Below are 24,829 nucleotides of genomic sequence, written 5' to 3'. Positions count from 1 at the left end.
CCGACACTCGTAGGTTGAGCGCGCTGGGGGCCCCGTAGGGCGCAGTACGGGAACAATTTGGGTGAAATAGCGGCCGAAGGCTGGTTCCGGTGTGGTGTGCCCGTAGTGTCCGAACATGGCAAGCAAAGAACAGCAGGTGACCGAGGTGATCGAGGGACTCGGCCTTGGCATGGCAGCTATCGGCGAGACGCGAGTCACGTCCGTGAAGGCGGATCTCGAGCGTGCACTGAGGTCCGCGTGGTCGAGCTGGGAACACACCAGCGACTACCCGTTGATCGAGCGGGTGCAGAAGCCGGAGAACGAGCTCCGGGCCGGGATCAGCGGATCGAGCCGGCGGACGAACGCCGCGGTCGTCTGGCGAGAGGGCGGCGACCAGTTCGTCGTCGACATCGCGCTGGTGAACCGGACACCTGAGGAAGCGGCGCGTTTCGTCGGCGACCGACCGCTCAAGGAATGGACGCTGCTGGCCGAGCTCTTCCTCGGTGCTCTGAACCCCGGCGAGGTGCCGGTCTAAGGCCGCCGAACGGGGCGCACCGCCGACGACGATCTGAGCGGCGTCGCGGCCCGGGTCAGCCGTACGGTCCGCTCAACACCGTGCCCAGCCACATGCCCAGCCCGGCTGCCGTGACGGTGACCATCAGCGTGCCCAGCGAGTTCGCCAGCGCGAGCCGCATCCGGCCGGACTGGGCCAGCCGCACGGATTCCACAGTGCTTGTGGAAAACGTGGTGTACCCGCCGCACAGGCCGACGACGAGGGCGAGCTGCAGCAGCCGGACGGTGCCGTGCGGCACCCCGAGGTAGGAGAGCGTGAAGGCCAGCGTCGTGAACAGACCGATGAGGAACGAGCCGGTCACGTTCACGACGAACGTCCCCCACGGGAACCCGCCGTTGTGACGGGCCCGGATCTCGCCGTCGACCATGAACCGGGCAGCGGCGCCCAGACCTCCGCCGGCGGCCACCACGAGCAGCTCGAACATCTATGTCACCTGCGCTCTCGTCGTCGGTCGGAGCGTGCGGCCAGCGCGATCCCGCCGAGGCAGGCAGCGGTCCCGCCCGCGAGGGTGAGCACCACGTAGAGCAGCGCGATCCAGCCGAGCCCGTCGCCGAACAGCTGCTGCGTCTGCAGCGCCAGCGCCGAATACGTGGTGAAGCCACCGAGCACGCCGGTCCCGATCCCGATGCGGATCTTGCGGCGTCGCACGGTCTCGCGACCGCGTCGGGCGAGGGCCTCCAGGAGATATCCCAGGGCGAGCGCGCCGACCACGTTGACCACGAGCGTCCCGATCGGGAAGAAGAGGATCGTATGGCCCGCGCTCGGGAACAGGATGGTCAGCGGAGTCAGGAGGATTCCCGACCAGAAGGTCAGCAGGTGCCGGGCAACCGAGCCGGCGGCTCCGCCGAGCGCGACCAGACCGACGTACCGCCAGTCGCGGTGCGGCGCTCGGGTCACCCGGTGTGCTCCTTCGTGAACGCTCGACAGGTCAGGTAAGAACCTATCGCTCACGACGTCGACGCCGCCCCCGGAAGAACCACCACGGGGCGCGGCTGGTTGTGGATGAGCCGGCCGGCGACCGTCCCGCCCACGATGTTGGTGGTCCAGCCGCGCAGGCCGGAACGCCGAGCACCGACGACGATCATCGCGGCCTCCACCTGGTCGGCCACCCGCCCCAGCTCGGCGGCAGGGTCGCCGGCGCCGCGCAGGGCGCTCCACGGCAGGCCGACGTCGGCCATCGCCCGGTTCAGGCCCGCCAGGACGTCGGCCCCGTACGCATCCGAGGACACCGCGATGTCCGGATCCACCGAAACGGTGAATCCCCGTGAGTCCGAGACGGCTGTCTCGTCGACCCACACGCATACGAGCTCGATCAGGCTCCCACCCAGGGACTGGACGAGCGACGCTGCCCGCCGAGCCAGGTCCGGATTCTTGTGGTCAACGCCGACCACCACGGATCGCACAGTCACCCTTGTGAGGGTATGGCCAAATGCCTACTCGAGGTGGCTCGGCAGGCCGAATCGGGGAAACCACTTCTCCGTGTCGATGAAGGTGGTGATGCCGGTGATGTGCTCACCGTCGTTCTCCAGCACCACGATGCCCCACGGGAAGTGGCCGCCCTTCGGATCCGGGCGGTACTGCGCGAACCCCGGCGTGCCGTTGACGTGGATCGGCACCAAACGCGATCCCTCGCACCCGTTGCCCGGGCCGAGCATCCACGCCTGGATGTTCTCGATGCCCTCCAGCCACATCGCGTACGGCGGCATGTTCATGACAGCGTCCTCGCGCAGCAGGTTGGCCAGCGCCTGCATGTCGTACCGCTCGAACGCCGCGACGTACCGCTCCAGCAGCTCGGACTCGCTCGCCGACGGCGGTGCGGAAGCCTCCGAGGCGCCCGACCTGTCCGGCGCCTTGTCGGCGAGCGTCGCGCGCGCCCGTTGCAGCGCGCTGTTCACGGACGCCACCGAGGTGTCGAGCAGCGTGGCGACCTCCGTCGCGGGCCAGCGCAGCACCTCGCGCAGGATGAGTACCGCGCGCTGCTTGGCCGGCAGGTGCTGCAACGCGGCGACGAACGCCAGGCGCACCGACTCCCGCGCGATGGTCGTGTCCGCGGGGTCACCCGCGCCGGGGAGCACGTGCTCCGTCGGGACGGGTTCGACCCATGCATACTCGGGCAGTACGTTCACGAGGCTCTCCTCGACCGGGTCGACCGCGGCGCCCAGGCCCATGGGCCGCTCGCGCTTGGCCCGGCTCGAACCCAGCTGGTCGAAGCAGACGTTCGTGGCGATCCGGTACAACCAGGTGCGCAGCGAGGACCGGCCCTCGAACCGCTCGTAGGACCGCCACGCGCGCAGGAGGGTCTCCTGTACGGCGTCGTCGGCGTCGAACGCGCCGCCCAGCAGCCGATAGCAGTACCCGGTGAGCTCGCGGCGGTAGACCTCCAGCTGTGCGGAGAGCTCGTCCGCAGCCAGGTCCTCACCGGTGCTTTGCCTAGGATGTGACGCTGTCTGTGCCATGGATCACACGGTACGCGGGACCACTGACACGCTCCCGTGGATTCGATCCTGACCGAAGCCACCGGCCCGAGTTCACCCCGGCGTCAGTGGAGGTCGAGCTCGAACCAGACGGTCTTGCCGGTCCGTCGACTCCCCCGCCGGCCGGTCCGATGCGGCCCGTCGACAGGCTCGCCGTGCCGGTCCACGCCCCAGCGGGACGCGAGCCGCTCCAGGAACTGCACGCCGCGCCCGCCGAACTCGGTGACCGTCGGGTCGCGCAGCTCGGGCTGCGCGGTCGACGAGTCCCGTACCCCTACCCGCAGGCGCTCCATGTCCACCTCGACGGTGGCGGTGAACGGCGCCTGCCCGTGGTCGACGGCGTTGGTCAGCACCTCGGACGTCAGCAGCATCACCGTCCGGCGCAGCGCCATCGGCACGGCACAGCTCTCCAGCACGTCGTCGACCCAGATGCGGGCCGGGCCGACGTCGCTCAGTGACGGGGCGAGCTTGCGCTCCGCGGTGGCTGGGCGCCCCAGCGACGGCGGGCCGGACGGGGCCGCCGCCCGCACGCGGACGGCGAGCACCGCGACGTCGTCCCGCTGGTCGTCCGAGGCGAGGCGCCGCACGAGGGTCACGGGGAGCGCCGCGGTGGCCGTGTCGCCCAGCACGCCGAGCGTCTTCTGCAGGCGGTTCAGCCACTGGTCCGGCGTGGTGCCGCGCTGCTCGGCGAGGCCGTCCGTGTAGAGCAGGAGCGTGTCGCCGGGGTGCAGCGTCGTGACGTGGTCGGTGCGTTTCGCCGTCGGCCGGACGCCGAGCATCATGTCCGGCAGCACCGAGAGGCGCTCCACCGTCCCGTCCTGCCTGAGCACGAGGGGCGGCGGATGGCCGGCGGTCGACCACGTGAGCTGATAGGCGGCGCCGCCGGCCCGCTCCAGACGGGCGACCACCGCCGTCCCGCTGGCGAGCAGCCCCAGGCCCGAGTTGGCCTTGTCCAGCAGCGACAGCAGGGCCGACGGCGACTCGTCGTGGCTCCACGCGAACGCGCGCAGCAGCGACCTGAGCTGGCCCATCTTCGCCGCGGCGCGCATGTCGTGGCCGGTCACGTCGCCGATCATGAACATGGTCGCGTCGTCGTCCACCGCCACGGCGTCGTACCAGTCGCCGCCGATCTGGTCGGAGCGCGTGGCGGGGGAGTAGGTGGCTGCCATGTCGAGGTGCGGCACCTCGGGCAGCCGGCTGAGCATCGCCCGCTGCAGTGTCTTCGCGGACTCGCGACGTTCTTCCAGGAGCCGTGCGCGCTCGAGGGCGTGACCCGTGTAGTGCGCGAGGCCGGTCTGGAGGGCGTACGAGTCCTTGTCCGGCCCGCGGTCGCGGTCCCACGCCAGCCCGATGACGGCGACCACGGCGCCGGCGGTCACCACCGGGAGGAAAGCCCGGGCGCCGATGTCCGGGTCGCAGAGGTCCTTGAGGTCCGGGAAGGCCGAGAAGAGATCGTCGCCCGACCGGAAGAACAACGGACGGCCCGTGCGTGCCGCCTCGGCCAGCGGCCGCTGGTCGTCCAGCTTCGCCTGCCGCAGCCGCTGCGGGAACTGCGGCTCCGCGTGGACGAGCGAGCGATAGGTGATCCCCCGACCGTCGGCGTCCATCAGGGCGAACGCGCAGTATCGCGCGCCGATGCCGGCGGTGCTGACCTCGACGATCACCTCTTCGACCTGGTCCATGGTGTTGGCGTTCGCGAACGCCTCGCTCAGCGAGAGCAGGAACCGGCTGCGGCGGTTGGCGCGGACCGCCGTCTGCTGGATCCGGCGCGCGCGTTCCCGCTCGGCGCGTAGCCGCAGCTCGGCGGTGCAGGCCGCTGCGAGGTCGGCGAGGGAGGCGCGGTCGTCCTCCGACCACTCGCGGGGCTCGTCCACCACGGCGCACAGGGCGCCGACGGCGCGGCCGCGCAGGTCGAACACGGGGTAGCCGGCGACCGCGACCAGGCCCATCTCGCGGACGAGGTAGTTGTCGCGCAGGAGCGGGTCGAGGCGGGCGTCCGACGAGACGACCGGCTCGCCGCGCGTGGCGATCACGTTCGTGAGCGTCCCTGGGTACTGCAGCATGCGGTTCGACTGCATGGGTTCCGGCATCCCGGAGGAACCCGCCAGCACCTGCCCCTGGGGAACCACGAAGTACACGACGGCGGCCGGCACCTTCAGGTGACGCCGAACCAGGCGGGCGAATCGGTCAAAGGCCTCATCAGCAGTGGGAGCACCGAGACCGACGTGCTCAAGGTCTCGCAACGCCTGGAGGTCCGTCGGCATCTGCTCAGTATTGCGAGAGAAGGGCGCGTGCGCGACAGATGTACCGGATGTGTCCCTTTTGCGCCGGGCGGGTAACCTGCCGCGTTCGGGTCATACTTCGAGCAGTCCGCGCTGGTGCGCGAGGCTCACCGCTTCCGCCCGTCCTGAGGCGCCGAGCTTGGCGAGCAGGTTGGACACGTGCACGCTCACCGTCTTGGTGGAGATGAACAGCCGTTCGCCGATCTGCCGGTTCGAGAGGCCCTGCGCGACGAGGCCGAGCACTTCCTCCTCGCGGTCCGTCAGGGTCGACGCGGTGGCACGACGGACACCCGGCAGGTCGAGCCGAGCCCGCCTGGCCAGTGCACGGACGGCCTCGGCCAAGGGCTTCGCGCCCATGTCCTCCGCCTCAGAGAGCGCCTCGGCCGCCTCCACCTCGGCGGCCTCTCGCTCGCCGGTCCCCAGCAGCGCCTCGGCCCAGCGGTAGCGCGACCGCGCCACCTCGTAGCGGTACCCGAAGTCGAAGGCGTTCACCGTCTCCTGCCATGCCTCGGCGGCCTCCCGCCACAGCCCGCCCGACGCCGATCCGTCGCTCTCCTCGCCCGCCGGTCCCTGGCCGTGCCCCACCACGGCGTGCAGGCGGGCGTTCTCCGCGGTCGCCCGCTGCAGCCAGGCCCTGCCCTCAGGACCGAGCACACCGCCGCGGGGACGGCCCCGCTGGGCGGTCTCCCGTGCGATGGCGAGGAGCGAGTCACCGCTCTCGATCCGAGCGGCAGCGCGGGACTCCACGGCCGTCGCGGCGGCAGATCCCGGGGCGCCGACGCGCCCCGCCGAACGGTCGGCCTCTGCCGCGTCGGCCAGGGCCGCGATCGCCAGCGCGGACAACCAGATCCGGCCGAGGAACACCTCCGTCCACACCTCGCCGAGGTGGTCGGTGATCCGTACGGCCAGGGCCGCCGCGTCGTCGTACCGGCCCGCCCAGGTCAGGGCGTCGACCATGCTGCCACCGCCGAGCAGCGCGATCTGGCCGTCGTTCTGCCAGTGGTCCAGCAGGGCCTCGCCACGGGCGAGCACGTCGTCGTCGCCCCGGGCCACCGCCGCGTACATCCGGCTCGCGTCCATGATGTGCCTGGACGTGGCGGGCACGCCGTCGGCGGCGCGCGCCGTCAGGTCGCCGCGGAAGTAGAGCATGACCTCCTGCAGGATCCGCAGGTTGACGGTGGGTGTGCTCCAGGCGAGGCCGAGCTCCTCGGCCCGGGCGAGCGCGTGCTGCACCCGCTGCTCCGCGGTGTCCAGCTCACCCGCGTAGAAGCGGTTGGCCGTGGCGTTGTAGAGGGTGCGCATCTCGGTGAGCACGTCCCCCGCCTCGACGGCCGCCGAGCGCGCCTCGTCGAGGAGTGCCGCCGCCCGGTCGGGGTCGGCGACGTCGAGCACGGCGAGCGTGGAGAGCGCGGCGGCGAGTGCGCCGGGCTGGGCCGTGGCGCGCGCCTCCTCGATGGCGCAGGCGGCGTGCATGCGGGCGTCGTCGTCCTGGTCGACGATCATCGCGATCCGAGCCAGCAGGGCGTTGGTCCAGATCCGCTCCGGGCTGCGTTTCGGCAGGATCTCCAGAGCGGCCCGCAGGTCGGTGATCGCCCCCTCGACCTGACCCGGTGTCTCGTCCCAGGTCGGCAGGTCGACATAGCGGTGCACGAGCACGTGCTGCAGGCCGGCACGCCGCACGGGGTCGTCGACGCCTTCGACCGCGCGCCTGGTCAGCTTGACCGCGCGCATCGGGTCGCCCGCTCGTGCGGCCGCCTCGCCCGCCGACAGGGCGACGGAGACCCGGTCCTCGCCGATCCGTTCCTCGGCGTCCGGGACCGACTCCCACAGCGCCAGCACCTGCTCCCAGTGCTTCAGCTCTTCCTCGGGCGCGAGCAGCCGGCGGGCGCGCAGGGCGGCGTCACGCGACGCGCTCAGGGCCGCGGGCAGGTCGTGCCCCTCGAAGGCGTGGTGGGCGCGTTCGGCCGCGCTGCCGATCGGCATGCCGTCGGGCCCGTCCTGCTCGATCACCGCGAGGTAGGCGCGGTGCACCGCCGAGCGTTCGCCCGGGAGCAGGTCGGCGTACAGGGCCTCGGCCAGCAGCGCGTGCCGGAACTCCAGGCACGCGTCGCACACCACCAGGACCTGCTGGGTCACGGCCTCGCGCAGCGCGGCGTCGATGTCCGGCGCACCCCAGCGCGCGGCGGCGGCCCGGAGCAGATCCTCCCGCACGCGGCGTCCGGCGACCGACGCGATGCGCAGCACCTGCTGCACCTCGGGGTCCAGCCGTTCGAGCCGGGTACGTAGTACCTCGGTGAGAGTCCAGGGCAGGCTTGCCGAGTCCGGCCCGGCGTCCAGGAGCTCTTCCGCGAAGAATGCGTTGCCCTCCGACCGGTCCAGCACCTCGGCGAAACCCGCGGGCGCCAGCGGCCGGCCGGCCAGGGCGGTGGTGAACTCGCGCAGCTCGTCCTCGTTGAAGGGCTGCAGGTCCATCCGTTCGACGTGCTCCAGCCGAGACAGCTCGGCGAGCAGCGGGCGCAGCGGATGACGCCTGTCGACGTCGTCCGTCCGGTAGGTCACCACTATCAGTACGTTCTCGGAGCGGGCGCGGGCCGCGAGGAACCGCAGGACGTCGCGTGTCGACGCGTCGGCCCAGTGCGCGTCCTCGATCACCAGCACGAGCGGACGCTCGGGCACACCGGAGAGGGCGAGGCTGCGCCCGATGCCCTCGAAGAGCTGGAGCCGCTCGTCGTGGTCGGCATCGCCGGTCCCGCCGGGCTCCAGGAGCCGCCACAGTGCCGGCCGCTCGGCCACCAGCTCGGTGACCCGTGCCGCGGCCTCGGGCCCTGCGGCACCGGCCTGCAGCTGGGTCAGCGCCTCGGTGAACGGCAGGTACGGGATACCCACCTGGCCCAGGTCGACGCAGTGGACCACCACGGCGCTCGCCCCTGCCTGCTCCGCCGCCTGGGCGACGTGGGTGATCAGGCGTGTCTTGCCGACGCCGGCGTCACCGCCCGCGAGCACGAAGCCGGGACGGCCCGCCGAGGCGCGTCCCACCGCCAGCAGGAGGGAGGAAACCTGCTCCTGCCGGGAGACCAGGGGGATCGTCGTGGAGCGTCGCACCTGCACATCGTGCCACCGCTCACCGACACTCCCCCCGGTCTTTTGCATCCCGGCTCCCACCGTGATCACGCGAACAGGCCGCGACGGGTGGTGGTCGCGGCCGGGCGCATGCCCGCGATGCCCTCCCTGATCTGCTCGGCGCGGTCGGCCCGGCGCTCCGTCCGGCGCTCAGCCCGGTCGGCGCGGTCCGCCCCGCTCGTCCCCTGGCGGCCCCAGGCCTTCTTGACCTCTGCCTGCCGGTACTCGATCTCCGCTTCGATGGCGGGTCCCCACAGCGACATGATTCCTCCGGATGGCCCCGGCGGGCCGTGTGCCCGTCCGGCTGATGAGGAAGACACTCGTCCTGAGGCCGGCCCTCGCGGATCGGACGGTCGGGCAGTCCTGGTGGGCGGGGTACCTCAGACGGTCGGCTGAGGTGCCTCTGAGGTACCCCTGAGGTGGGGCTGAGGTACCTCTGAGGTGGTCTGAGGTGCCACGGAGCGAAGCGCACCGGGCCCCGCCGGCGGACGAGATTCAGGCAGTTCGCGGGCTCTCTATTGCGATCTACGTCACACCAGACGCACACTGGAGCAAGCAGCGAACCCAATTCGGGGGTGGAATCGTGACCGGAACCGAAGCTGGAACGTACGACATCTTGCCCATGCTCGGCCGTGGAAAGCACCGCAACCCAAAGAAGGGCGCGTGCTTCATGGAGCTCGCATCCTTCCTCGCAGGCGAGAAGTGGAGCGATCACCCCGCCTGCACGCATCCGCTGATCGCGATGCTCGCCCGTGCGGTGAACGACCTGACGGCGGACCACTCGCGCCCGCAGCTCGCGCCGCTCATCCCGTCGGTCATCGGCCTGACCAGCACCGACCCGCGCTGGGACGTGCGTATCGCGCTGCGCGCCGCGCAGACGGCGCTGCCTGTCTCGCCCGCCGACCGGCAGCAGACGCTGGCCGTCGCGATCCTCGGCTCCGAGCGCATGCTCGACGTCCTGGACGACCGGCCCCCCGGCACCCTGGCGCCGGAGAGCAAGGACGCGCTCGCGGCCGTACCCAAGACGGCGGCCTGGGCCGAGCGGTTCTGCGCGGGCACCAGCGTGCGACCCAAGCGGTTCGTCCGCGATGCCGCACCGAGCGTTGTCTCCACAGCGGTGCAGGGCATCTCGGAGGCCTTCGTGCCCGACGTCGACGCGCGGCTGCGCGCCCTGCTCGAGGCGACGATCGCCGACGCGCGCCGCTGGGCCGGGAACGCGGACGACGACGCCCGCACGCTCGACCCGCTCGCGTGGGGCCCGGTGGTGAAGTCGGCACCGACGGCCTGACCTGTCGGGCTCTGATGCCGCGGTCACAAGCCGCGGGCCCGTGCCTCTCTATCGACGACGCGTGACGTCAGGGCGGGGCCGCAGATCCAGGGGGTTCGGCGGCCCCGCCCATTTCCTTCACCCAAGCCCGCCCGATTCCTCCCAAGAGATAACACGTGCGGTTCATGGCCGGGCCCTTAGGCTCCTGGGCATGAGCGGATACCCTTCACCTCACCTGCCTGCGGACGGTCATGCGCCGGTCCCGCCCCCGCCAGGTGGGTACGCAGAGGTTCCGCCACCTCCAGGTGGCTACGCCCAGATCCCGCCGGGCGGCAGCCCGCCGCCGGCCGCACCGGCTCCCCGCCGCAAGGGCCGGCTGGCGCTGATCATCGGCGCCGTCGTCGTCCTGCTCCTGGTGGTAGGGGTCGGTCTGTGGTTCCTGTTCCGTGCACCGCCGATCCCCGACCCGGAGCCGGCCGCCGAACAGCTCGCGGCAGCGCTCCAGGAGGGCAAGCCCGCGGGCGTCCCGCTCGCCATGGAGACGTCGGCCTCGCCGGACGAGCAGTATGCCCAGGTGTTCGAGCAGCTCCTGGCCACCGTCGGCGAGGATGCCGGGACCGTGCAGGTCAAGAGCGTCACGCCGGTCGAGGAGGGCGACGGCGGCACCGCTACCGCCACCGCGACGCTCGCCTGGTCCTGGCCCGTCGCGACGAAGGAGGCCTGGGAGTACGAGACCGTCGCGCAGCTGACCTACCCCGGCGCGACCGACGGCGAGGCCGGGCAGTGGGAGGCAGGCTGGAGCACCGGCGTCCTGGTGCCGGGTCTGGAGGCAGGCGAGCGGCTCGCCGTCGAGCGCACCGAACCGGCGCGCGGCGACATCGTCACGCCGACCGGCGAGACGATCGTCGGCATGACCCCCGTGCACCGCGTGGGCATCGACAAGACCCGTCCGGGCTGGGAGACGGCCGCCGAGCAGCTCGGGCGGGTGCTGAAGTTCGACCAGGCGACGACCGACCGCATCGCCGCGCAGGTCGCCGCCGCGGGGGACAAGGCGTTCATCGACGTCATCACGATCCGCGACAACGACTCGGAGTACGACTTCGAGGGCGCCATGGCGATCAACGGCGTGGTCGGGATCCCCGACGAGCTGTCGCTCGCGCGGGATCGCGACTTCGCGCGGCCGCTCCTCGGTACGGTCGGCGAGGCCACCGCGGAGATCGTCGAGGAGTCGAAGGGCACCATCAAGCCCGGCGACATGGTCGGCCTGTCCGGTCTGCAGGCCGCACACGACGAGCAGCTTCGCGGCGTGCCCGGCCTGGCGGTGACCATCGAGCCCGCCGAGCCCGCCGAGGGCGCCGAGCCCGCCGAGGGTGGCGAAGGCGGTGAGAGTCGCGAGGCGTTCACCATCGACAAGAAGGACGGCGAGCCGCTGACGATCACGCTCGACCCCGCCACGCAGGTCCGGGCCGAGGCGGCGCTGGCCGACCTCGACGATCTGGCGAGCGCCATCGTCGCGATCAAGCCGTCGACCGGTGAGGTGCTCGCGGCGGCGTCGGGCCCGGGTTCCGAGGGGTACAGCACGGCCACGCTGGGCCAGTACGCGCCGGGTTCCACGTTCAAGATCGCGACGTCCCTCGCGATGCTTCGTTCGGGGATCACGCCGGACAGCCCGCTGCCCTGCACGGAGAGCATCGACGTCGAGGGCCGTACGTTCCAGAACGTCCCCGGCTACCCCGCGTCCGCGACGGGTGACGCGGTGCCGTTCCGGACGGTGTTCGCCAACTCGTGCAACACGGCCTTCATCTCCCAGCACCAGAACATCTCGCAGCAGCAGCTGCACGACGCCGGGGCGGCGCTCGGCCTGGGCGTCGAGGCCAAGGCCTTCGGCGCCGGGGCCGCGATGGGCGACGTCCCGGCGGAGGCGGCGGCCACGGAGCACGCTGCGTCGATGATCGGCCAGGGCAAGGTGCTGGCCACGCCGCTCGCGATGGCGACCGTCGCGGCGAGCGTCTCCGCGGGCCACACCGTGTCGCCGCGGCTGGTGGAGCCGTCCGGCGGGAAGGCCGCCGACAAGGCGCCCGCGGGCGATCTGACCACTGAGGAGGCGGCCACCCTGCGCGACCTGATGGGCGGAGTGGTGCAGGAAGGCTCCGCCACGGTGCTGCGGGACGTGCCGGGGATCGTCGGAGCGAAGACGGGAACCGCTCAGTTCGGTGACGGCAGCAAGGCCCACGTCTGGATGCTCGCCATGACGGACGACCTGGCGGCCGTCGTGTTCATCGAGGAGGGCGAGCTGGGCTCGACGACGGCCGGCCCCGTGATGCACGAGTTCCTCACGGGCAGCTAGCCCGCGGACTCGCGTCCCCAGCGACAGTGCTTGTCCGCTCGCTGGTCGAGCTGGTCGAGACCGACGAGCTCGACCAGCGGCCCGCTCGGATCAGCCCGCTCGGATCAGCCCTTGAAGCCGCCTTCCTTGCATGCGTCCTTGTAGTTCTTGATAGCCGTGGCGACGGCCTTGGGGCGGGCGATGGAGCCGTCGAGCGCCTGGTCGAACGGCGCGCGGACCGCCTCGAGGTGCTCGATGCTGACGCTGTCGGCCTCGCCGATGATGTCACCGAGGTTTCTGCTGATGGTGCTGAATTCGCCGGTGAGGTCCTCGGTGAGCGGCTCCTGGACGGAGGACGCGAACTGCTCGACGTTCCCCACGATCGGCCCGGCGAAGAACACCCTGCACGACTCGACGAGGTCGTATTTGCCCGTGCTGATCGGGGCCTTGGCGACTGGCGACGGCACGACCGGCGTGACCTCTTCGCCAGAGGGTGCGAAGTCGCTGGCCATGCTCTCGAGGGCCGCGCATCCGGACAGCAGTAGTGCACAGGAGACCAGTGCGGCCGTCGCCCAGTTCTTGCTGGTGCTCACGATCTACTTCCCTCACGTCATCGGGTCTGAAAAGTGCGTTCGGTCGCACTCGCCCGCGAGTCTAGCGGCACCGCCGCAACAGAAGGCCAATCGTTGCCGTCGTGACGAGCGGGGTCCCGGCACCAGGCGTCGCGCGGCTCTACCGGGCACGGACTCGACGCCCAGGTCACCGGAGTGCCTGGGCGCCGAGGGCCGTGCGGGGCGGCTCGTCAGCGGTTGTCGTCGGCGGGCGGCTGGTCCTGCGGCGTGGGAGCCGCGGGAGGCACGTCGCGAGCCGTCGGTCCGGCGTTCGGCGCCGCGCTCGGCGGAGCCGTCGGGTACGGCTCCGCCGAGCGGAGCACGGTGAGCCGGGAGCGGTACTCGGCCTCGTCGATCTCCCCGCGAGCGAAGCGGGTACCCAGCAGCGTCACCGGGTCGGTGCCGGCCGCGGCGTGCGCCGCCCACGGACCGCCCCATCCGCCGCGCGGGCCACGCCGGGCACGCCGGGCGATCAGGAAGATCACCGTTGCGAACAGCAGGAACCACAGCAGCGGGAAGATGAAGAAGAACGGGCCGGGTCCGCCCCAGCCGTAGTGGGGCCCGTTGGCGAGGACCTCCGTCGTCGCGGTGAGCATGTCGACCTCCAGCATCTGGTTCGGCCGGTCGTTCCGGCCACAGCACCAGGCTGCCGCCGTCCGAGGCCAGGATCGTCAGCCCCGCGTACCTGCTCGTCTACTCCTGTGGTGCCGTCGCACTGCTACGGCGTCCGGGCGGGTGCCTCGTTCCTCAGCCCCCACCCTGCGCTGCGCCTCCGGCCCACCCGGGTCGTACGAGGCCCGCCTCGTACGCGAGCACCACGAGCTGCGCGCGGTCTCGCGAACGGGTCTTCATGAGCACCCGGGAGACGTGCGTCTTCACGGTCGACTCGGAGAGGTACAGCTTGCCGGCGATCTCGTCGTTCGCCAGCCCGCCGGCCACCTCGACGAGCACCTCGCGCTCACGCGGCGTGAGCTCCGCGAGCGCGGGCACCGGCCGCACGTTGCGCGTGGCCTCCGCGACCTTGGCCAGCAGCCGCCGCGTCACCGTCGGGGACAGGAGCGCGTTGCCCGACGCCGCCACGCGCACCGCCCGCACCAGCTCGGCCGGCTCGGTGTCCTTGACGAGGAACCCGGAGGCACCGGCGCGGATCGCCTCCGTGACGTACTCGTCGAGCTCGAACGTCGTCACGACCACCACGTGCACGCCGGCCGCCCGTGGCTCGGCGATGATCCGCCGCGTCGCCTCCAGGCCGTCCAGGCCGGGCATCCGGATGTCCATGAGCACCACCTGGGGCAGGTGCTCGAGGGTGAGCGCCACTGCGGCGTCGCCGTTGGCCGCCTGCGCGACGACGCGCATGTCGTCCTCGGAGTCGATGAGCGCGCGGAACCCGCCGCGCACCAGTGCCTGGTCGTCGGCGAGCAGGACGTCGATCATGCGGTGTCTCCGGTCTCGGGCTCGTCTGATGGCGGGGGGAGTTTGGCACGGACCTCCCACCCCGCGCCGCCCCCACGGGGCCCGGCGGTGAGCGTCCCGCCCGCGCCCTCCACCCGTTCGCGCATCCCGAGGAGCCCGTAGCCGGGCTCGACGGGCCCTGCGGCGGGGACGCCGTCGTCGGCCACCACTACCTCGACGCCGTCGTGCCGGGTGACCCGCAGGGTCACCCGCCGGGCCGAGGGCGCGTGCCTGCGCACGTTGGTCAGCGACTCCTGCACCACGCGGTGCACGACGCCGACGACGTGGTCGGGCAGGCCGCTCACGTCGGCGGCGAGCTCGACGGTGACGTCGAGGCCCTCGGCCCTGGCCTGGTCCGCCAGGGTGTGCAGGCCGGTGAGATCCCAGGTGGGGGTGAGCGGGGCGGCGTCGTCGTGCAGCGTGTCCTGGGCGGGCGGGGAGGTGCCCTCGCGGACTATGCCCAGCACCGTGCGGACCTCGGCGAGGGCGTCCTTGCTGGTGTCGCGGATGTTGGACAATGCCTCCCTGGCCTGCCCGGGATTCTTCTCGAGCAGGTGCAGGCCCACCCCGGCCTGGACGTTGATGGCGGACAGGGAGTGGGCGAGGACGTCGTGCAGCTCCCGCGCGATCCGGAGCCGCTCCGAGGCGACGGCCGTGCGCTCCCGTTCCGCGGCGGTGGCCCGGGCCGCGGCCCGCGCTGCCACACGTCGCGTGATCCGGTCCCGCGCGCCGCTCGCGATGAGCAGCACGACGGCCAGCCATGCGGCCGCCGCGATGAGCGACCCCGGGCTGAGGAACCAGCCGCCGTCGTCGGCGTTCCAGCCCGGGCCGTGACCGGGGCCCCACTCGCTGCGCGGAGGTCGCGGCTCGTCGGTCAGGGCCTGTTGGACGCGCGGTGCGATGAGCGAGGCGACGGCGCTCACGCCCCCGGCGAGCAGCGCGGCGCCCGACCACGCGATCAGGCGGGCCCTGCGTGCGTCGCCGCTGAGCATGATGCCCGCGAGCACGGCGACCGGCCCGAGGAAGACAGGTCCCCACGGGTAGCCGAGCAGCAGGAACGCGACGGTCGCCGCGACGGAGAGCACAGCGGCGAGCGCTGGGCGCCGGGGCAGCAGGAACAGCAGCGCCGCCGGCGCGACCAGCAGCAGGAGGAACCCGACGAGGCCGGGTTCCGACGCCCAGGCCTGGCTGCGGGCGGCGCCGAGCGAACCCAGGTTGGTGGCGAACGCCACGGCGACCGCGACGAACACGCGTGGTCGCGCGCGGTCGAACGGTCCGGGGGCGTGCGGGTCAGGGAGGGGGTCGCTCGTGGGACGGGTGGTGCCCAGCATGCTCGCACGCTACGCCCGGGCGGGCCCCGACGCGTCCGACCGCGGTACCGGTGCGTGTCGTACCCGGGTGCCGAAACTTGCCCCCCTCCCGTTGGTCGAGCTTGTCGAGACCCGGTTTCGACAGGCCCGACCAGCGGGGGCGACAGGGGTCAGGCGAAGCGCTCCGAACGCTCGACCACGCGGCCTGCCCCGCGCCCGCCGTCGGCGGCCGGGTCCCAGGTGTAGACCTCGGTGCCGGTGATGAAGACGTGCTCGGCGCGGGAGTCGGTGTCGAGCGGGTCGCCCGACCAGAGCACGACGTCGCCGTCGAGCCCCTCCTTGATGGCACCCACCCGGTCGTCCAGGCCGAGGAACGACGCCGGGTTGGTCGTGATCGCCGCCAGGGCGGTCTCCCGCGGCAGCCCGTCACGGGCCGCGAACGACGCCTGGTGCACCAGGAAGTTGATCGGGATGACGGGGTGGTCGGTGGTGATCGCGACCCGCACGCCGGCCGCCGCCATCACCGCGATGTTGCGGTTCGCGCGCTGCCGCACCTCGACCTTGGACCGCGAGACGAACATCGGGCCGTAGATCACGGGGATGTCCTTCTCGGCGAGGACGTCGGCGATGAGGTGGCCCTCGGTGCCGTGGTTGATGACGAGCCGGTAGCCGAACTCCTCCGAGAGCCGGATGGCCGTGGCGATGTCGTCGGCGCGGTGCGTGTGCTGGTCCCAGGCGAGCTCGCCCGCGAGCACGCGCGCCAGCGTCTCCTTGCCCAGGTCGCGCTCGAACGGCTTGCCCTCCTCCGCCGCGGCGTCTCGCTTGGCGACGTAGTTCTGGGCGTCGACGAAGGCCGCGCGGATCACGTTGGCGACGCCCAGGCGGGTGGACGGAAGCTGCTTCTTGTCGCCGTAGACCCGCTTCGGGTTCTCGCCGAGCGCGCTCTTGACCGACACGGAGTCGCTGATCACCTGCTCGTCCACGGTGCGGCCGCCCCAGGTCTTGATCGCGACGGTCTGGCCGCCGATCGGGTTGCCCGAGCCCGGCTTGATGACCGCCGTCGTCACGCCACCGGCGAGCGCGTCGCGGAAGCCGTCCTCGTCCACCTGGATGGCGTCGAGCGCGCGGAACGCGGACCCGTCAGGGCCGGTCATCTCGTTCGTGTCGTTGCCGGCCCAGCCCTCCCCCTCCTCGTGGACGCCGAGGTGGCCGTGCCCCTCGACGAACCCGGGCAGGAGCCACCGGCCCTGGGCGTCGATCGTCCGGGTGCCCTCGGGCACTGCCACGTCCGATCCGACGGCGGTGATGACGCCGTCCTCGATGAGGACCGTGCCGTTCTCGATGACGGCGGAGGCGACGGGGACGACGTGGGCGTTGACGATGGCGATGCTGGAGCGGGTTGTCATGGGTACATCATTACCCGGAGTAACGACGTGTCCGGACGCATCAGATGGAGGTGGGTACTCCGTTCGGCCGGGCGTCAGCCCGTGGTCGCCGGGTTGGTCGCCTTCCCGTCGAGCCAGAGCGTGTCGGACTCGTCGCTGTGCGAGCCCGAGGTGCCCACGTGCTTCGTGCTGATCCGCGGCCCCTTGGTGATGACGTGGACGATGGCCATGCCGTGCCCGCGCCCCAGGTCGTAGTCCTCCTTGAGCCACTCGAGGATCGGGGTCGCCTTGGTGGACGCGTCGAACCCGCGCTCCTCGGCAAGCTTGATGAGCTCACGGGGTGTGTGCCCGGTCTTGGCCTCGACGGCGTCGAGGTAGGCCTGAAATGACATGGGAGGTCCTTTCGCACTGGGGTCGGCGCCGGTCGGCACCACGTCCTACCAGGACAGACGCCGCTGGCAGCCGGGACTCATTGGTGAGCGAGAGAGCGTGACAGGTGTCCGTTCGCCCCAGGCATCGCATGAGGTGAACGCGCCTCAGACCTCCAGGCCATCCGGTCCCGGCGCGGCGTCGGCCCGGGCCGCCGCAGCATGCTCGGGCGGCGGTTCAGGGTGACGCCCAGCAGTAGACCCCGGCTCGCTCCGCGGCCGCGGTGCGTGCGAGCCTGGCGAGGTCGTGCAGGAACGCGGCGAGTGGGGCCGGGTCCTCGGTGCGGAGCTCCTCGGTTCGCGACCCGGCCTCCGCCGCGTCGAGCAGCGCACCCTCGTCGGCTCCTGCGAGGGCGTCGAGGAGGCTCGGCTGGACCCGTGCGACGACGGCGCCCGTGTCCATGGAGAAGGTCACGGTGACACTGTCGGCCGTCACCCCGGCAGAGGTCCGGTCAGTCAGAAACGTCGTGAGCGTGCCGAGCGCGACGTACGGGTCGACGCCCTTGGACTCGAGCACATGGCCGTCGGGCAGCCCTTGTCCGTGCACGCCGCCCTCGAGGTACCCGGCAGCCTCGGCGTCGGAGGCGGCGATGAAGTAGTTGGTGAGGATCCCCATGGCCCGTGAGCATGCCAGCCGCCTCTGACATCGACTGACGTCGGCGCCCGACGCACCTCGTCGACGTCGGGCAGCTCGCGCCCGCATCCATAGACTCGAACCGTGGACTTCTACAACGCCTATGCCCACGGGTTCGCCCGGGTGGCGGCCTGCACCATCCCGGTCGCCGTCGCCGACCCCGCCGCGAACGCCGCGATGGTCCTGGACCAGGCACGGCAGCTGAACGACGACGGCGTAGCGGTAGCGGTGTTCCCCGAGCTCTGCCTGAGCGGCTACGCGATCGACGACCTGTTCATGCAGGACGTCCTCCTCGAGTCGGTGCTCGACGCGCTCGCCGCCATCCGGCAGGCCAGCCTCGAGCTCAGCACGATGCTCGTCGTCGGCGCGCCGCTGCTGGTCGGCAGCCGCCTGCTGAACACCGCCGTCGTCGTGCACAGGGGCAGGATCCTCGGCGTCGCGCCCAAGTCCTACCTGCCGAACTACCGCGAGTTCTACGAGAAGCGGCAGTTCGCGTCCGGCGACGAGCACCGCGGCACCCTCACCCTGCTCGGCGAGGAGGTGCCGATCGGCGCCGACCTGATCTTCCGGGCCGACGACGTGCGCGGCCTCGCCATCCACGTCGAGGTCTGCGAGGACATGTGGGTGCCCGTGCCACCGAGCGCGCTGGCGGCGCTCGCGGGCGCGACGGTGCTGCTGAACCTGTCGGCGAGCCCGGTCACCGTGGCGCGCGCCGAGGACCGCCGGCTGGTCGTGCGCAGCGGGAGCTACCGGTGCAGCGCCGCCTACGTCTACACGGCCGCCGGCCAGGGCGAGTCCAGCACGGACCTGTCGTGGGACGGCCAGACGATGGTCTACGAGGCAGGGGACCTGCTCGGCGAGACCGAGCGCTTCCCCGACGGCGCCCGTGCCACCGTGGTCGACGTCGACCTGGACCGGCTGCGCCAGGAACGGCTCCGGCAGGGCACGTTCGACGACAACCGGCGCGGGCTGGGAATGGTCACACCCGGGGTCTCGGCGAGCTCGACCGACGGGGGCGACGGAGGGTTCCGGGAGATCGCGTTCAGCGTCCAGCCGCCGCAGGGCGACATCGGGCTGCGTCGCAAGGTCGACCGTTTCCCCTTCGTGCCCGACGACGCCGACCGCCTGGCCCTGGACTGCTACGAGGCCTACAACATCCAGGTCACCGGGCTCGAGCAGCGCCTGCGGGCCATCGGGCAGCCGAAGATCGTGATCGGCGTCAGCGGCGGACTCGACTCCACGCACGCGCTGATCGTCGCGGCCAAGGCGATGGACCGGCTCGGCAGGCCGCGTACCGACATCCACGCGTTCACGATGCCGGGCTTCGCCACGGGCAAGGAGACCAAGGACCGGGCGATCCGGCTCGGCGAGGCGCTCGGCGTGACGTTCCAGGAGCTCGACATCCGCCCCGCCGCCGAGCAGATGCTGCGGGACCTGGACCACCCGTTCTCCGAGGGGGCCAAGCAGTACGACGTCACGTTCGAGAACGTCCAGGCAGGGCTGCGCACGGACTACCTGTTCCGGCTCGCGAACCACCGCGGCGGCATAGTGCTCGGCACGGGCGACCTCTCGGAGCTCGCGCTCGGCTGGTGCACCTACGGCGTCGGCGACCAGATGTCGCACTACGGCGTGAACGCGGGCGTGCCGAAGACGCTGATCCAGCACCTGATCCGCTGGACCGTCGACAGCGGCCAGTTCGCCCCGGACGCGAACAGCCCGGTCAACGCCGTCCTGACGGAGATCGTGGAGCAGGAGATCACCCCTGAGCTGATCCCCACGGAGGAGGGCGAGACGCCGCAGTCCACCGAGGCGACCGTCGGTCCGTACGCCCTGCAGGACTTCACGCTGTTCCACGTGCTGCGCTACGGCTTCCGCCCGTCGAAGATCGCGTTCCTGGCCTGGCACGCGTGGCACGCGGTGGACGACGGCGACTGGCCGCCCGGCTTCCCCGCCGCGCGGCGCACCGCCTACGACCTCGCGACGATCCGGCGCTGGCTGGACGTGTTCGTGCGCAGGTTCTTCGCCTCGCAGTTCAAGCGGTCGGCCCTGCCGAACGGCCCGAAGGTGTCACCGGGCGGCACCATGTCGCCCCGTGGCGACTGGCGGATGCCCTCGGACGCTTCGGCGGCGGCCTGGCTGGCGGAGCTGGAGAGGAACGTCCCGGAGGCCTGATCTTCTGCTCTCGGCGTGAGCGTTGCGCCCCGAGCGGACGTGCCGTCACGACCGGTCCCGCGCACATCCGGGGCGGGTAGGGTGCCTCGTATGCCTGCTGTCTCCGTTGCCCTGGCTCGGCCCGGTAGCCGTCGCCTCGTCCGCGTGATCACCGTGTTCGCGGCCGTGCTCACCTTCGCCGCACTGCTGCTGGTGGCCGGTCCGGCGAGCGCTCACGACCAGCTCCTGTCGTCCGACCCGAAGGACGGCGCGACGCTCGACGAGCACCCGGCGAGCATCTCGCTCACCTTCAGCTCGGCGCCGCTCGACACGGGTATCGAGGTCGCCCTGGCCGGTCCGGACGGCGTCACGGCGCAGGGCCAGGACATCCAGGTCGACGACAAGGTCGTGACCGCGCAGCTCGCCGACGACCTGCCCGCCGGCCGGTACGACGTGGCATGGCACGTCGTCTCCTCCGACGGCCACCCGATCGACGGCGAGTTCAGCTACACGGTCGAGGCCGCGGCCGAGCCCACGGCGTCCCCGAGCAGCGAGGCGACCCAGGAGGCCGAGCCGACCGAGGACGCGACACCGGCCGCCGAGGCCGAGCCGACCGAGCCGTCCGAGCTGGCTGGCGCCGGCAACGGCGCGGGTACCAGCGGGCTGGCGGTGACCGGCGGGATCGTCGCGGCGGTGCTCGTCGTGCTGGGCCTGGTGGTCATCATGCGGCGCAAGATCCTCGAGAACGACCGGCTGCGCGGGTCCGACGAGCACGACCCCGAGGACCCGGCCACCGAGAAGCGCAACGACAACCCGGACGGCAAGCCGCGCGTCTGACGGCGGACCTGTCAGAACCCCAGGTCACTCGAGTGACCTGCGGTTCTGACATGTGACAAGAGCTCACCACCGCGACGGGGCCGGCGGGGCCACGACGGGCGGGGTGTCGTTGCAGCTGATGACGTTCGGCAGGTAGCGGGTCAGCCAGTTCGCGGGTCCGTCACCCCAGGGTGTGCTGGTCTGCCCGTCGTTGCCGCCCAGGTCGGCGGCCGTGAACTCCGAGCCGTTCTCGAAGTCCCAGTTGAACGCCCCGCAGTTGTTCACCCCGGCCCAGCCGACGTTGCGCGCGTCCACGTTCTCGAACGACGCCGACCCGGCCGTCCGGGCGCTGAGCACCGACGTCCCCGCGCCGTCGACCCGGACGTCACGGACCTTCACGCCGTCGATCCGGTAGGTATCCTTCACGCCGAACTCCGTGACGAGCATGATGGCGTTGTACGTGCTGTCGAGGTAGTGGTCGCCGGTGACGGTGATGTCGGCGTCGATGCTGCGGTCCAGCGCGTAGAACCAGAGCGAGCCGAGGCCGAGCCGCCAGTTCAGGTCCAGGCCGCCCGCACGCACGGTCGTGTTGTCACGGAACGTGAGCGCGCCCTCGAATGGCTCCGCGCCGAAGCGCGCACCGGCATGGAGCCCGGAACCCTCGCGCACCGGATCGGCTACGAGGTTGCCCTCGACGGTGATGTCACGGCCCCCGTAGATCGCGATGCCGTTCGCCAGCACTGGCGTCTGCACGGTGTTGCGGGCGAACGTGTTGCCGCTGTTCTGGTCGACCTGCGCCCACATGGCCAGTGCATCGTCGCCCGTGTTGCGGAAGAAGCTGTTGGTCACGGACGAGCCGGTCACGCCGCGGTGGAAGTTCACGCCGTCCCCGATCTGGTCGGTGACGACGACGTCGGACACATGTGTGTTCGACATCGGGCCGTCGAACCACAGGCCCACCTTGGTGCGGTGGATGTACAGGTCCGAGACGGTGGAGTCGCTCATGGCCCCGCCGATGCCGTTGACCTGGTCGGTGTCGATGCGCTCGCGGACGTCCCCGACGATCGCGAAGCCGGACAGGTGCACATCGGCCGAGCCGCCGTCCTCGGCGTGCTTCCCGTAGAAGCCGACGCCGGTGTGCACCGAACCGTCGGGCGCCGGCTCAGCCAGCTCGACCTCGCGGCCGTGGACTATCGAGTGCCAGCTCCCCGCGCCCCTGACGGTCACGTCGTCGACCACGACATGCTGGTTGACCTGGAAGGTGCCCGCCGGGATCCACAGGGTGCGGTCGTGGGCCGACGCCCAGTCGACGGCGCGCTGGAAAGCGACGCCGGAGTCCCGGCGGCCCGTCGGGTCGGCGCCGAACCGCAGCACGCTCACCGAGCCGCGTGGTCTGGCCTCCGGCCGTCCGACGAGCTCGGAGTCGAGCAGGTCGATCGTCGTGCGGTCCGCCGTGGCGCCGCGGGGGACCGACAGGCGCACCACGTCGCCCGCCCGGTAGGTCCGGCCGAGCAGGAGGCGCTGCTCGTCGTAGAAGTGGCTGGGCCGGAACGGCTTGACGAGCCAGTCGGGCGTCGTGGTGCCCGGCACGCAGGCGCACTCCGGGTACCACCAGTCGGGCTGCGTGAGGTCGGCCTGCGGATCGTTGGTGAACGGGTACGCGTTGTACAGCCAGGCGTACTCGGAGGTCAGCCGCAGCGCACGGGCAGGTCCCGCGGGAGTGAGGTGGCCGCGGTGGGACCGCAGCACCCGCACGTCGAGCGGCGACGTGATCCCGCCGCCCTCCGGTGCGTCCGGGATCGAGTAGCGCACCGTGATCGCGTCCGCGTCGGCGGGCAGGGTGAAGTCGACGTACTCACCCTCGGTGAGCTGCACGGCCGAACGCCCCGACGCCTCTGCCGCGAGCGTGTAGGCGTCCCGGCTCGGGGCGAGCACGGTGCCGGTGGTGACGGCCTGCTCCGCCTCCTGCTCGAGGAACGGCACGTCCGCCCCGCGGCCGGCGACGAGCGCGGGGTCGAGCCCGGCGCGGGTGGCGACCGGGCCGTCCGCGGGTCCGGGCTGCGCCGTGGCAGACGCCGTCGTCGTCGTGGCAGCGGTCGCCAGGAGGACGCCGGCGGCCACCCACGCGGTGAGCCGCGCGTCGAGGGACCGTCGGGACCGGGCGGTAAGAGGTGGGGGAGCAAGGCGTGTCATCGTCGACTCGACTCTGTCTGGCCGGCCCATGGCCGGCTGGCTGGCGCCGGCCAACGGCCGGGCGGCTGCACTGCCGCATGCCGAGCGTAGGTCTGGGAACGGGCCCGGACAACCACTTCTATCGAGTTTCTTCGGTGATGCATCTATTTCTTGCACTCAAAGTGCAAGTGGTTGCGTCGAACTGTCGCGGTGCCGCACCGCCAGGATCACCGTCACTACGGCAGGCAGCAGCAGGATGGCACCCGCCGTATTCACTGCCTGGAACCCGCCCCACGCGAGGAGCGGGCCGGCCAGGGCGGCGGCGCCCGCGCCGAAGTAGTTCATCAACGCGTCGGTGGCACCCTGCAGCGGCAGCTTGACGTGCGGTTCCGCCACTGACGCCAGCACCGCCGACGACGCGATGACGCACGCCGACCAACCGAGCCCGAGCAGCACCAGCGCTACCGCCGTGAGCACCTCGGTATCGAGCGCCGGGGCGGCGGCGCCGTGGCCTGCGTGCCCGCCGGAACCGGCTTCGGCGGCGGGCACCATCGCCGCGGCCAGGAAGCCGAGGACCACCGCCGCACCCTGCAGCAACAGCCCGCCGACGGCGACCCGCAGCGGGCCGAAGCGGTCGGACAGCCACCCGAACACCGGGCTGAACGCGAACATCCCCAGCACGTGCAGGCTGATCACTATGCCCACGAGCTGCAGCGACATCCCGCCGTGCTGCATGTGCACAGGTGTCATGACCATCACCATGATCATCACGCCGTGCGCGACGGCGGTGGTCACCACGGCGAACCGCGCCCGGGGGTGCGCCCAGGCCCACCGCAGCGCGGTGAGGGCCCCGGTCCGCCGGGGCTCGGCGCGCGCGGCGCCGTCGGCCCGCTTGCCGAGCCGCCCGACGGCGGTGGTGGCGGCCGCGACCGCGCCGCCCACCGCCGCGTTGGTCACCGGGTCCCGGTACAGGGCCGCGAGCACGAGCCCCGCGAGCAGGTACGCGACGATCGAGAAGAGGTACGGGCCGCCGAGGGCGGGTACGCCGAACCCGCTGCCCACCATCGCGCCGGGTGCCGCGAGGTTGGGCCCCACGACGGAGCCGACGGTGGTGGACCACAGGACCACCGACATCGTCCGGGCGCGAGTCCTCGAACCCACGTTGTCCGCCGCCGCGTACCGGGACTGGAGGTTGGTCGCGTTGGCCACGCCGTAGAGCGTGAGGCCCACGAGCAGCACGACGAGCTGCCCCACGACGGCCGCCGTGACGATGAGCAGCGCACCCACCGTGGAGAGGGCGTACCCGAGCGACAGCGCCCAGCGGCGTCCGCGCACCTGGGCGAGCGTCGCGAGCGGGATCGAGGCGACGGCGGCCGCGAGTACGCCGACGGCCTGCGCGAGGCCGGCCATGGAGGTGCCGCCGAGACTCTCGGCGAGCAGCGCGCCGACGGCGGCACCGGAGGCGACCCCGACGCCGGCCAGCAGGTTGCTGAACACGAGCACGACCAGGTTGCGGCGCGCGTGCGGAGCATCCGCAGGGGCCGGAGCAGCGGGTTCCACGGTGCCCTCGGAGGCGTCCTGGGAGGTGTTCACGACGCCTTCGGCGGTGGCTGGGAGCTCGTACGGCGGTTTCTCCACGATTTCCTCTCATTGGCGCGGGACTACTGGAACGGTAGACGGCTATGGGTTGCGGAAGTCATCGGATAGTGCGGGGTGACACTGCTCCGGGAGGCCCTTCACCGTCGTCGTCCACAGGCTCGTACACAGGTTCGCGTCCTCTGAGAGCAGAAAGTTACCCACGACTCGCCGTGGAAGTACCCGTTCTCCGCGAATTCCTGCCGATCTGCT

General features: G+C 71.8%; 21 protein-coding genes. 5 read left to right on the top strand and 16 right to left on the bottom strand.

The window, feature by feature from the left end:
* Positions 1–115: 115 nt before the first annotated feature.
* A complete protein-coding gene (locus ACFO6V_RS14655; RefSeq protein ID WP_377136526.1) occupies positions 116–514 on the top strand; it encodes a hypothetical protein in 399 nt (132 codons plus the stop codon).
* Between the two features lie 55 nt (positions 515–569).
* Here ACFO6V_RS14655 and ACFO6V_RS14650 read toward each other — a convergent pair whose 3' ends face one another.
* The 7 genes from ACFO6V_RS14650 to ACFO6V_RS14620 all read right to left on the bottom strand — a co-directional run bounded on the left by ACFO6V_RS14650 (position 570) and on the right by ACFO6V_RS14620 (position 8,692).
* Positions 570–977 (bottom strand): fluoride efflux transporter FluC, encoded by a 408-nt coding sequence (locus ACFO6V_RS14650; RefSeq protein WP_377136525.1) that lies wholly within the window; start codon positions 975–977, stop codon positions 570–572.
* 5 nt (positions 978–982) lie between these two features.
* On the bottom strand, positions 983–1,450 hold the full coding sequence (locus tag ACFO6V_RS14645) for a fluoride efflux transporter FluC (RefSeq protein ID WP_377136524.1): 468 nt from the start codon (positions 1,448–1,450) through the stop codon (positions 983–985).
* Between the two features lie 50 nt (positions 1,451–1,500).
* Positions 1,501–1,962 (bottom strand): universal stress protein, encoded by a 462-nt coding sequence (locus ACFO6V_RS14640; RefSeq protein ID WP_377136523.1) that lies wholly within the window; start codon positions 1,960–1,962, stop codon positions 1,501–1,503.
* A 24-nt stretch (positions 1,963–1,986) separates the two neighbouring features.
* On the bottom strand, positions 1,987–3,009 hold the full coding sequence (locus tag ACFO6V_RS14635; protein WP_377136522.1) for a sigma-70 family RNA polymerase sigma factor: 1,023 nt from the start codon (positions 3,007–3,009) through the stop codon (positions 1,987–1,989).
* Positions 3,010–3,092: 83 nt separating this feature from the next.
* Positions 3,093–5,291: a SpoIIE family protein phosphatase gene (locus ACFO6V_RS14630; RefSeq protein WP_377136521.1), complete on the bottom strand. Its 2,199-nt coding sequence runs from the start codon at positions 5,289–5,291 to the stop codon at positions 3,093–3,095.
* A gap of 90 nt (positions 5,292–5,381) precedes the next feature.
* A complete protein-coding gene (locus tag ACFO6V_RS14625; RefSeq protein WP_377136520.1) occupies positions 5,382–8,411 on the bottom strand; it encodes a helix-turn-helix transcriptional regulator in 3,030 nt (1,009 codons plus the stop codon).
* Positions 8,412–8,476: 65 nt separating this feature from the next.
* On the bottom strand, positions 8,477–8,692 hold the full coding sequence (locus ACFO6V_RS14620; RefSeq protein WP_377136519.1) for a hypothetical protein: 216 nt from the start codon (positions 8,690–8,692) through the stop codon (positions 8,477–8,479).
* A gap of 407 nt (positions 8,693–9,099) precedes the next feature.
* Between ACFO6V_RS14620 and ACFO6V_RS14615 the strand changes: the two genes are divergently transcribed.
* Both ACFO6V_RS14615 and ACFO6V_RS14610 read left to right on the top strand, forming a co-directional pair.
* Positions 9,100–9,717, top strand: coding sequence for a hypothetical protein (locus ACFO6V_RS14615; RefSeq protein ID WP_377136518.1), 618 nt, complete (start codon positions 9,100–9,102; stop codon positions 9,715–9,717).
* Positions 9,718–9,907: 190 nt separating this feature from the next.
* A complete protein-coding gene (locus ACFO6V_RS14610) occupies positions 9,908–12,043 on the top strand; it encodes a penicillin-binding transpeptidase domain-containing protein (protein WP_377136517.1) in 2,136 nt (711 codons plus the stop codon).
* A 104-nt stretch (positions 12,044–12,147) separates the two neighbouring features.
* On the opposite strand, the gene ACFO6V_RS14605 is transcribed toward ACFO6V_RS14610, so the two are convergent.
* From ACFO6V_RS14605 to ACFO6V_RS14575, 7 genes are all read right to left on the bottom strand, one after another.
* Positions 12,148–12,615 (bottom strand): hypothetical protein, encoded by a 468-nt coding sequence (locus tag ACFO6V_RS14605; protein WP_377136516.1) that lies wholly within the window; start codon positions 12,613–12,615, stop codon positions 12,148–12,150.
* 209 nt (positions 12,616–12,824) lie between these two features.
* Positions 12,825–13,229 (bottom strand): SHOCT domain-containing protein, encoded by a 405-nt coding sequence (locus ACFO6V_RS14600; protein ID WP_377136515.1) that lies wholly within the window; start codon positions 13,227–13,229, stop codon positions 12,825–12,827.
* 151 nt (positions 13,230–13,380) lie between these two features.
* Positions 13,381–14,067: a response regulator gene (locus ACFO6V_RS14595; protein WP_377136514.1), complete on the bottom strand. Its 687-nt coding sequence runs from the start codon at positions 14,065–14,067 to the stop codon at positions 13,381–13,383.
* A complete protein-coding gene (locus ACFO6V_RS14590; protein WP_377136513.1) occupies positions 14,064–15,416 on the bottom strand; it encodes a sensor histidine kinase in 1,353 nt (450 codons plus the stop codon). The genes ACFO6V_RS14595 and ACFO6V_RS14590 overlap by 4 nt, the downstream gene beginning before the upstream one ends.
* A gap of 149 nt (positions 15,417–15,565) precedes the next feature.
* Positions 15,566–16,801, bottom strand: a complete 1,236-nt coding sequence (locus tag ACFO6V_RS14585) for an amidohydrolase (RefSeq protein ID WP_377136512.1) — start codon at positions 16,799–16,801, stop codon at positions 15,566–15,568.
* Positions 16,802–16,875: 74 nt separating this feature from the next.
* Positions 16,876–17,172, bottom strand: coding sequence for a DUF4287 domain-containing protein (locus ACFO6V_RS14580; protein ID WP_377136511.1), 297 nt, complete (start codon positions 17,170–17,172; stop codon positions 16,876–16,878).
* A 214-nt stretch (positions 17,173–17,386) separates the two neighbouring features.
* Complete coding sequence (locus ACFO6V_RS14575; RefSeq protein WP_377136510.1) at positions 17,387–17,824, bottom strand: hypothetical protein; 438 nt, start codon at positions 17,822–17,824, stop codon at positions 17,387–17,389.
* A 102-nt stretch (positions 17,825–17,926) separates the two neighbouring features.
* Between ACFO6V_RS14575 and ACFO6V_RS14570 the strand changes: the two genes are divergently transcribed.
* Both ACFO6V_RS14570 and ACFO6V_RS14565 read left to right on the top strand, forming a co-directional pair.
* Positions 17,927–20,014, top strand: coding sequence for an NAD(+) synthase (locus ACFO6V_RS14570; RefSeq protein ID WP_377136509.1), 2,088 nt, complete (start codon positions 17,927–17,929; stop codon positions 20,012–20,014).
* 90 nt (positions 20,015–20,104) lie between these two features.
* Positions 20,105–20,830 (top strand): copper resistance CopC family protein, encoded by a 726-nt coding sequence (locus ACFO6V_RS14565; protein ID WP_377136508.1) that lies wholly within the window; start codon positions 20,105–20,107, stop codon positions 20,828–20,830.
* 63 nt (positions 20,831–20,893) lie between these two features.
* Here the strand turns inward: ACFO6V_RS14565 and ACFO6V_RS14560 are convergent, their stop codons facing one another.
* Positions 20,894–23,002: a glycosyl hydrolase family 28-related protein gene (locus tag ACFO6V_RS14560; protein WP_377136507.1), complete on the bottom strand. Its 2,109-nt coding sequence runs from the start codon at positions 23,000–23,002 to the stop codon at positions 20,894–20,896.
* Between the two features lie 156 nt (positions 23,003–23,158).
* Positions 23,159–24,619, bottom strand: coding sequence for an MFS transporter (locus ACFO6V_RS14555; protein WP_377136506.1), 1,461 nt, complete (start codon positions 24,617–24,619; stop codon positions 23,159–23,161).
* Positions 24,620–24,829 lie beyond the last annotated feature (210 nt).

This window comes from Promicromonospora alba, assembly GCF_042654905.1.
In the GTDB taxonomy this organism is placed as follows: Bacteria; Actinomycetota; Actinomycetes; order Actinomycetales; family Cellulomonadaceae; genus Promicromonospora; species Promicromonospora alba.
This window is presented reverse-complemented; position numbering and strand designations above follow the sequence as displayed.

What these genes read in the sequence shown, in the direction of transcription:
- ACFO6V_RS14560 (WP_377136507.1), bottom strand. Translation starts at nt 23,002, where the DNA reads ATGACACGCCTTGCTCCCCCACCTCTTACCGCCCGGTCCCGACGGTCC.
- ACFO6V_RS14565 (WP_377136508.1), top strand. Translation starts at nt 20,105, where the DNA reads ATGCCTGCTGTCTCCGTTGCCCTGGCTCGGCCCGGTAGCCGTCGCCTC.
- ACFO6V_RS14630 (WP_377136521.1), bottom strand. Translation starts at nt 5,291, where the DNA reads ATGCCGACGGACCTCCAGGCGTTGCGAGACCTTGAGCACGTCGGTCTC.
- ACFO6V_RS14620 (WP_377136519.1), bottom strand. Translation starts at nt 8,692, where the DNA reads ATGTCGCTGTGGGGACCCGCCATCGAAGCGGAGATCGAGTACCGGCAG.
- ACFO6V_RS14600 (WP_377136515.1), bottom strand. Translation starts at nt 13,229, where the DNA reads ATGCTCACCGCGACGACGGAGGTCCTCGCCAACGGGCCCCACTACGGC.
- ACFO6V_RS14635 (WP_377136522.1), bottom strand. Translation starts at nt 3,009, where the DNA reads ATGGCACAGACAGCGTCACATCCTAGGCAAAGCACCGGTGAGGACCTG.
- ACFO6V_RS14590 (WP_377136513.1), bottom strand. Translation starts at nt 15,416, where the DNA reads ATGCTGGGCACCACCCGTCCCACGAGCGACCCCCTCCCTGACCCGCAC.
- ACFO6V_RS14655 (WP_377136526.1), top strand. Translation starts at nt 116, where the DNA reads ATGGCAAGCAAAGAACAGCAGGTGACCGAGGTGATCGAGGGACTCGGC.
- ACFO6V_RS14585 (WP_377136512.1), bottom strand. Translation starts at nt 16,801, where the DNA reads ATGACAACCCGCTCCAGCATCGCCATCGTCAACGCCCACGTCGTCCCC.
- ACFO6V_RS14595 (WP_377136514.1), bottom strand. Translation starts at nt 14,067, where the DNA reads ATGATCGACGTCCTGCTCGCCGACGACCAGGCACTGGTGCGCGGCGGG.
- ACFO6V_RS14580 (WP_377136511.1), bottom strand. Translation starts at nt 17,172, where the DNA reads ATGTCATTTCAGGCCTACCTCGACGCCGTCGAGGCCAAGACCGGGCAC.
- ACFO6V_RS14650 (WP_377136525.1), bottom strand. Translation starts at nt 977, where the DNA reads ATGTTCGAGCTGCTCGTGGTGGCCGCCGGCGGAGGTCTGGGCGCCGCT.
- ACFO6V_RS14615 (WP_377136518.1), top strand. Translation starts at nt 9,100, where the DNA reads ATGGAGCTCGCATCCTTCCTCGCAGGCGAGAAGTGGAGCGATCACCCC.
- ACFO6V_RS14575 (WP_377136510.1), bottom strand. Translation starts at nt 17,824, where the DNA reads ATGGGGATCCTCACCAACTACTTCATCGCCGCCTCCGACGCCGAGGCT.
- ACFO6V_RS14610 (WP_377136517.1), top strand. Translation starts at nt 9,908, where the DNA reads ATGAGCGGATACCCTTCACCTCACCTGCCTGCGGACGGTCATGCGCCG.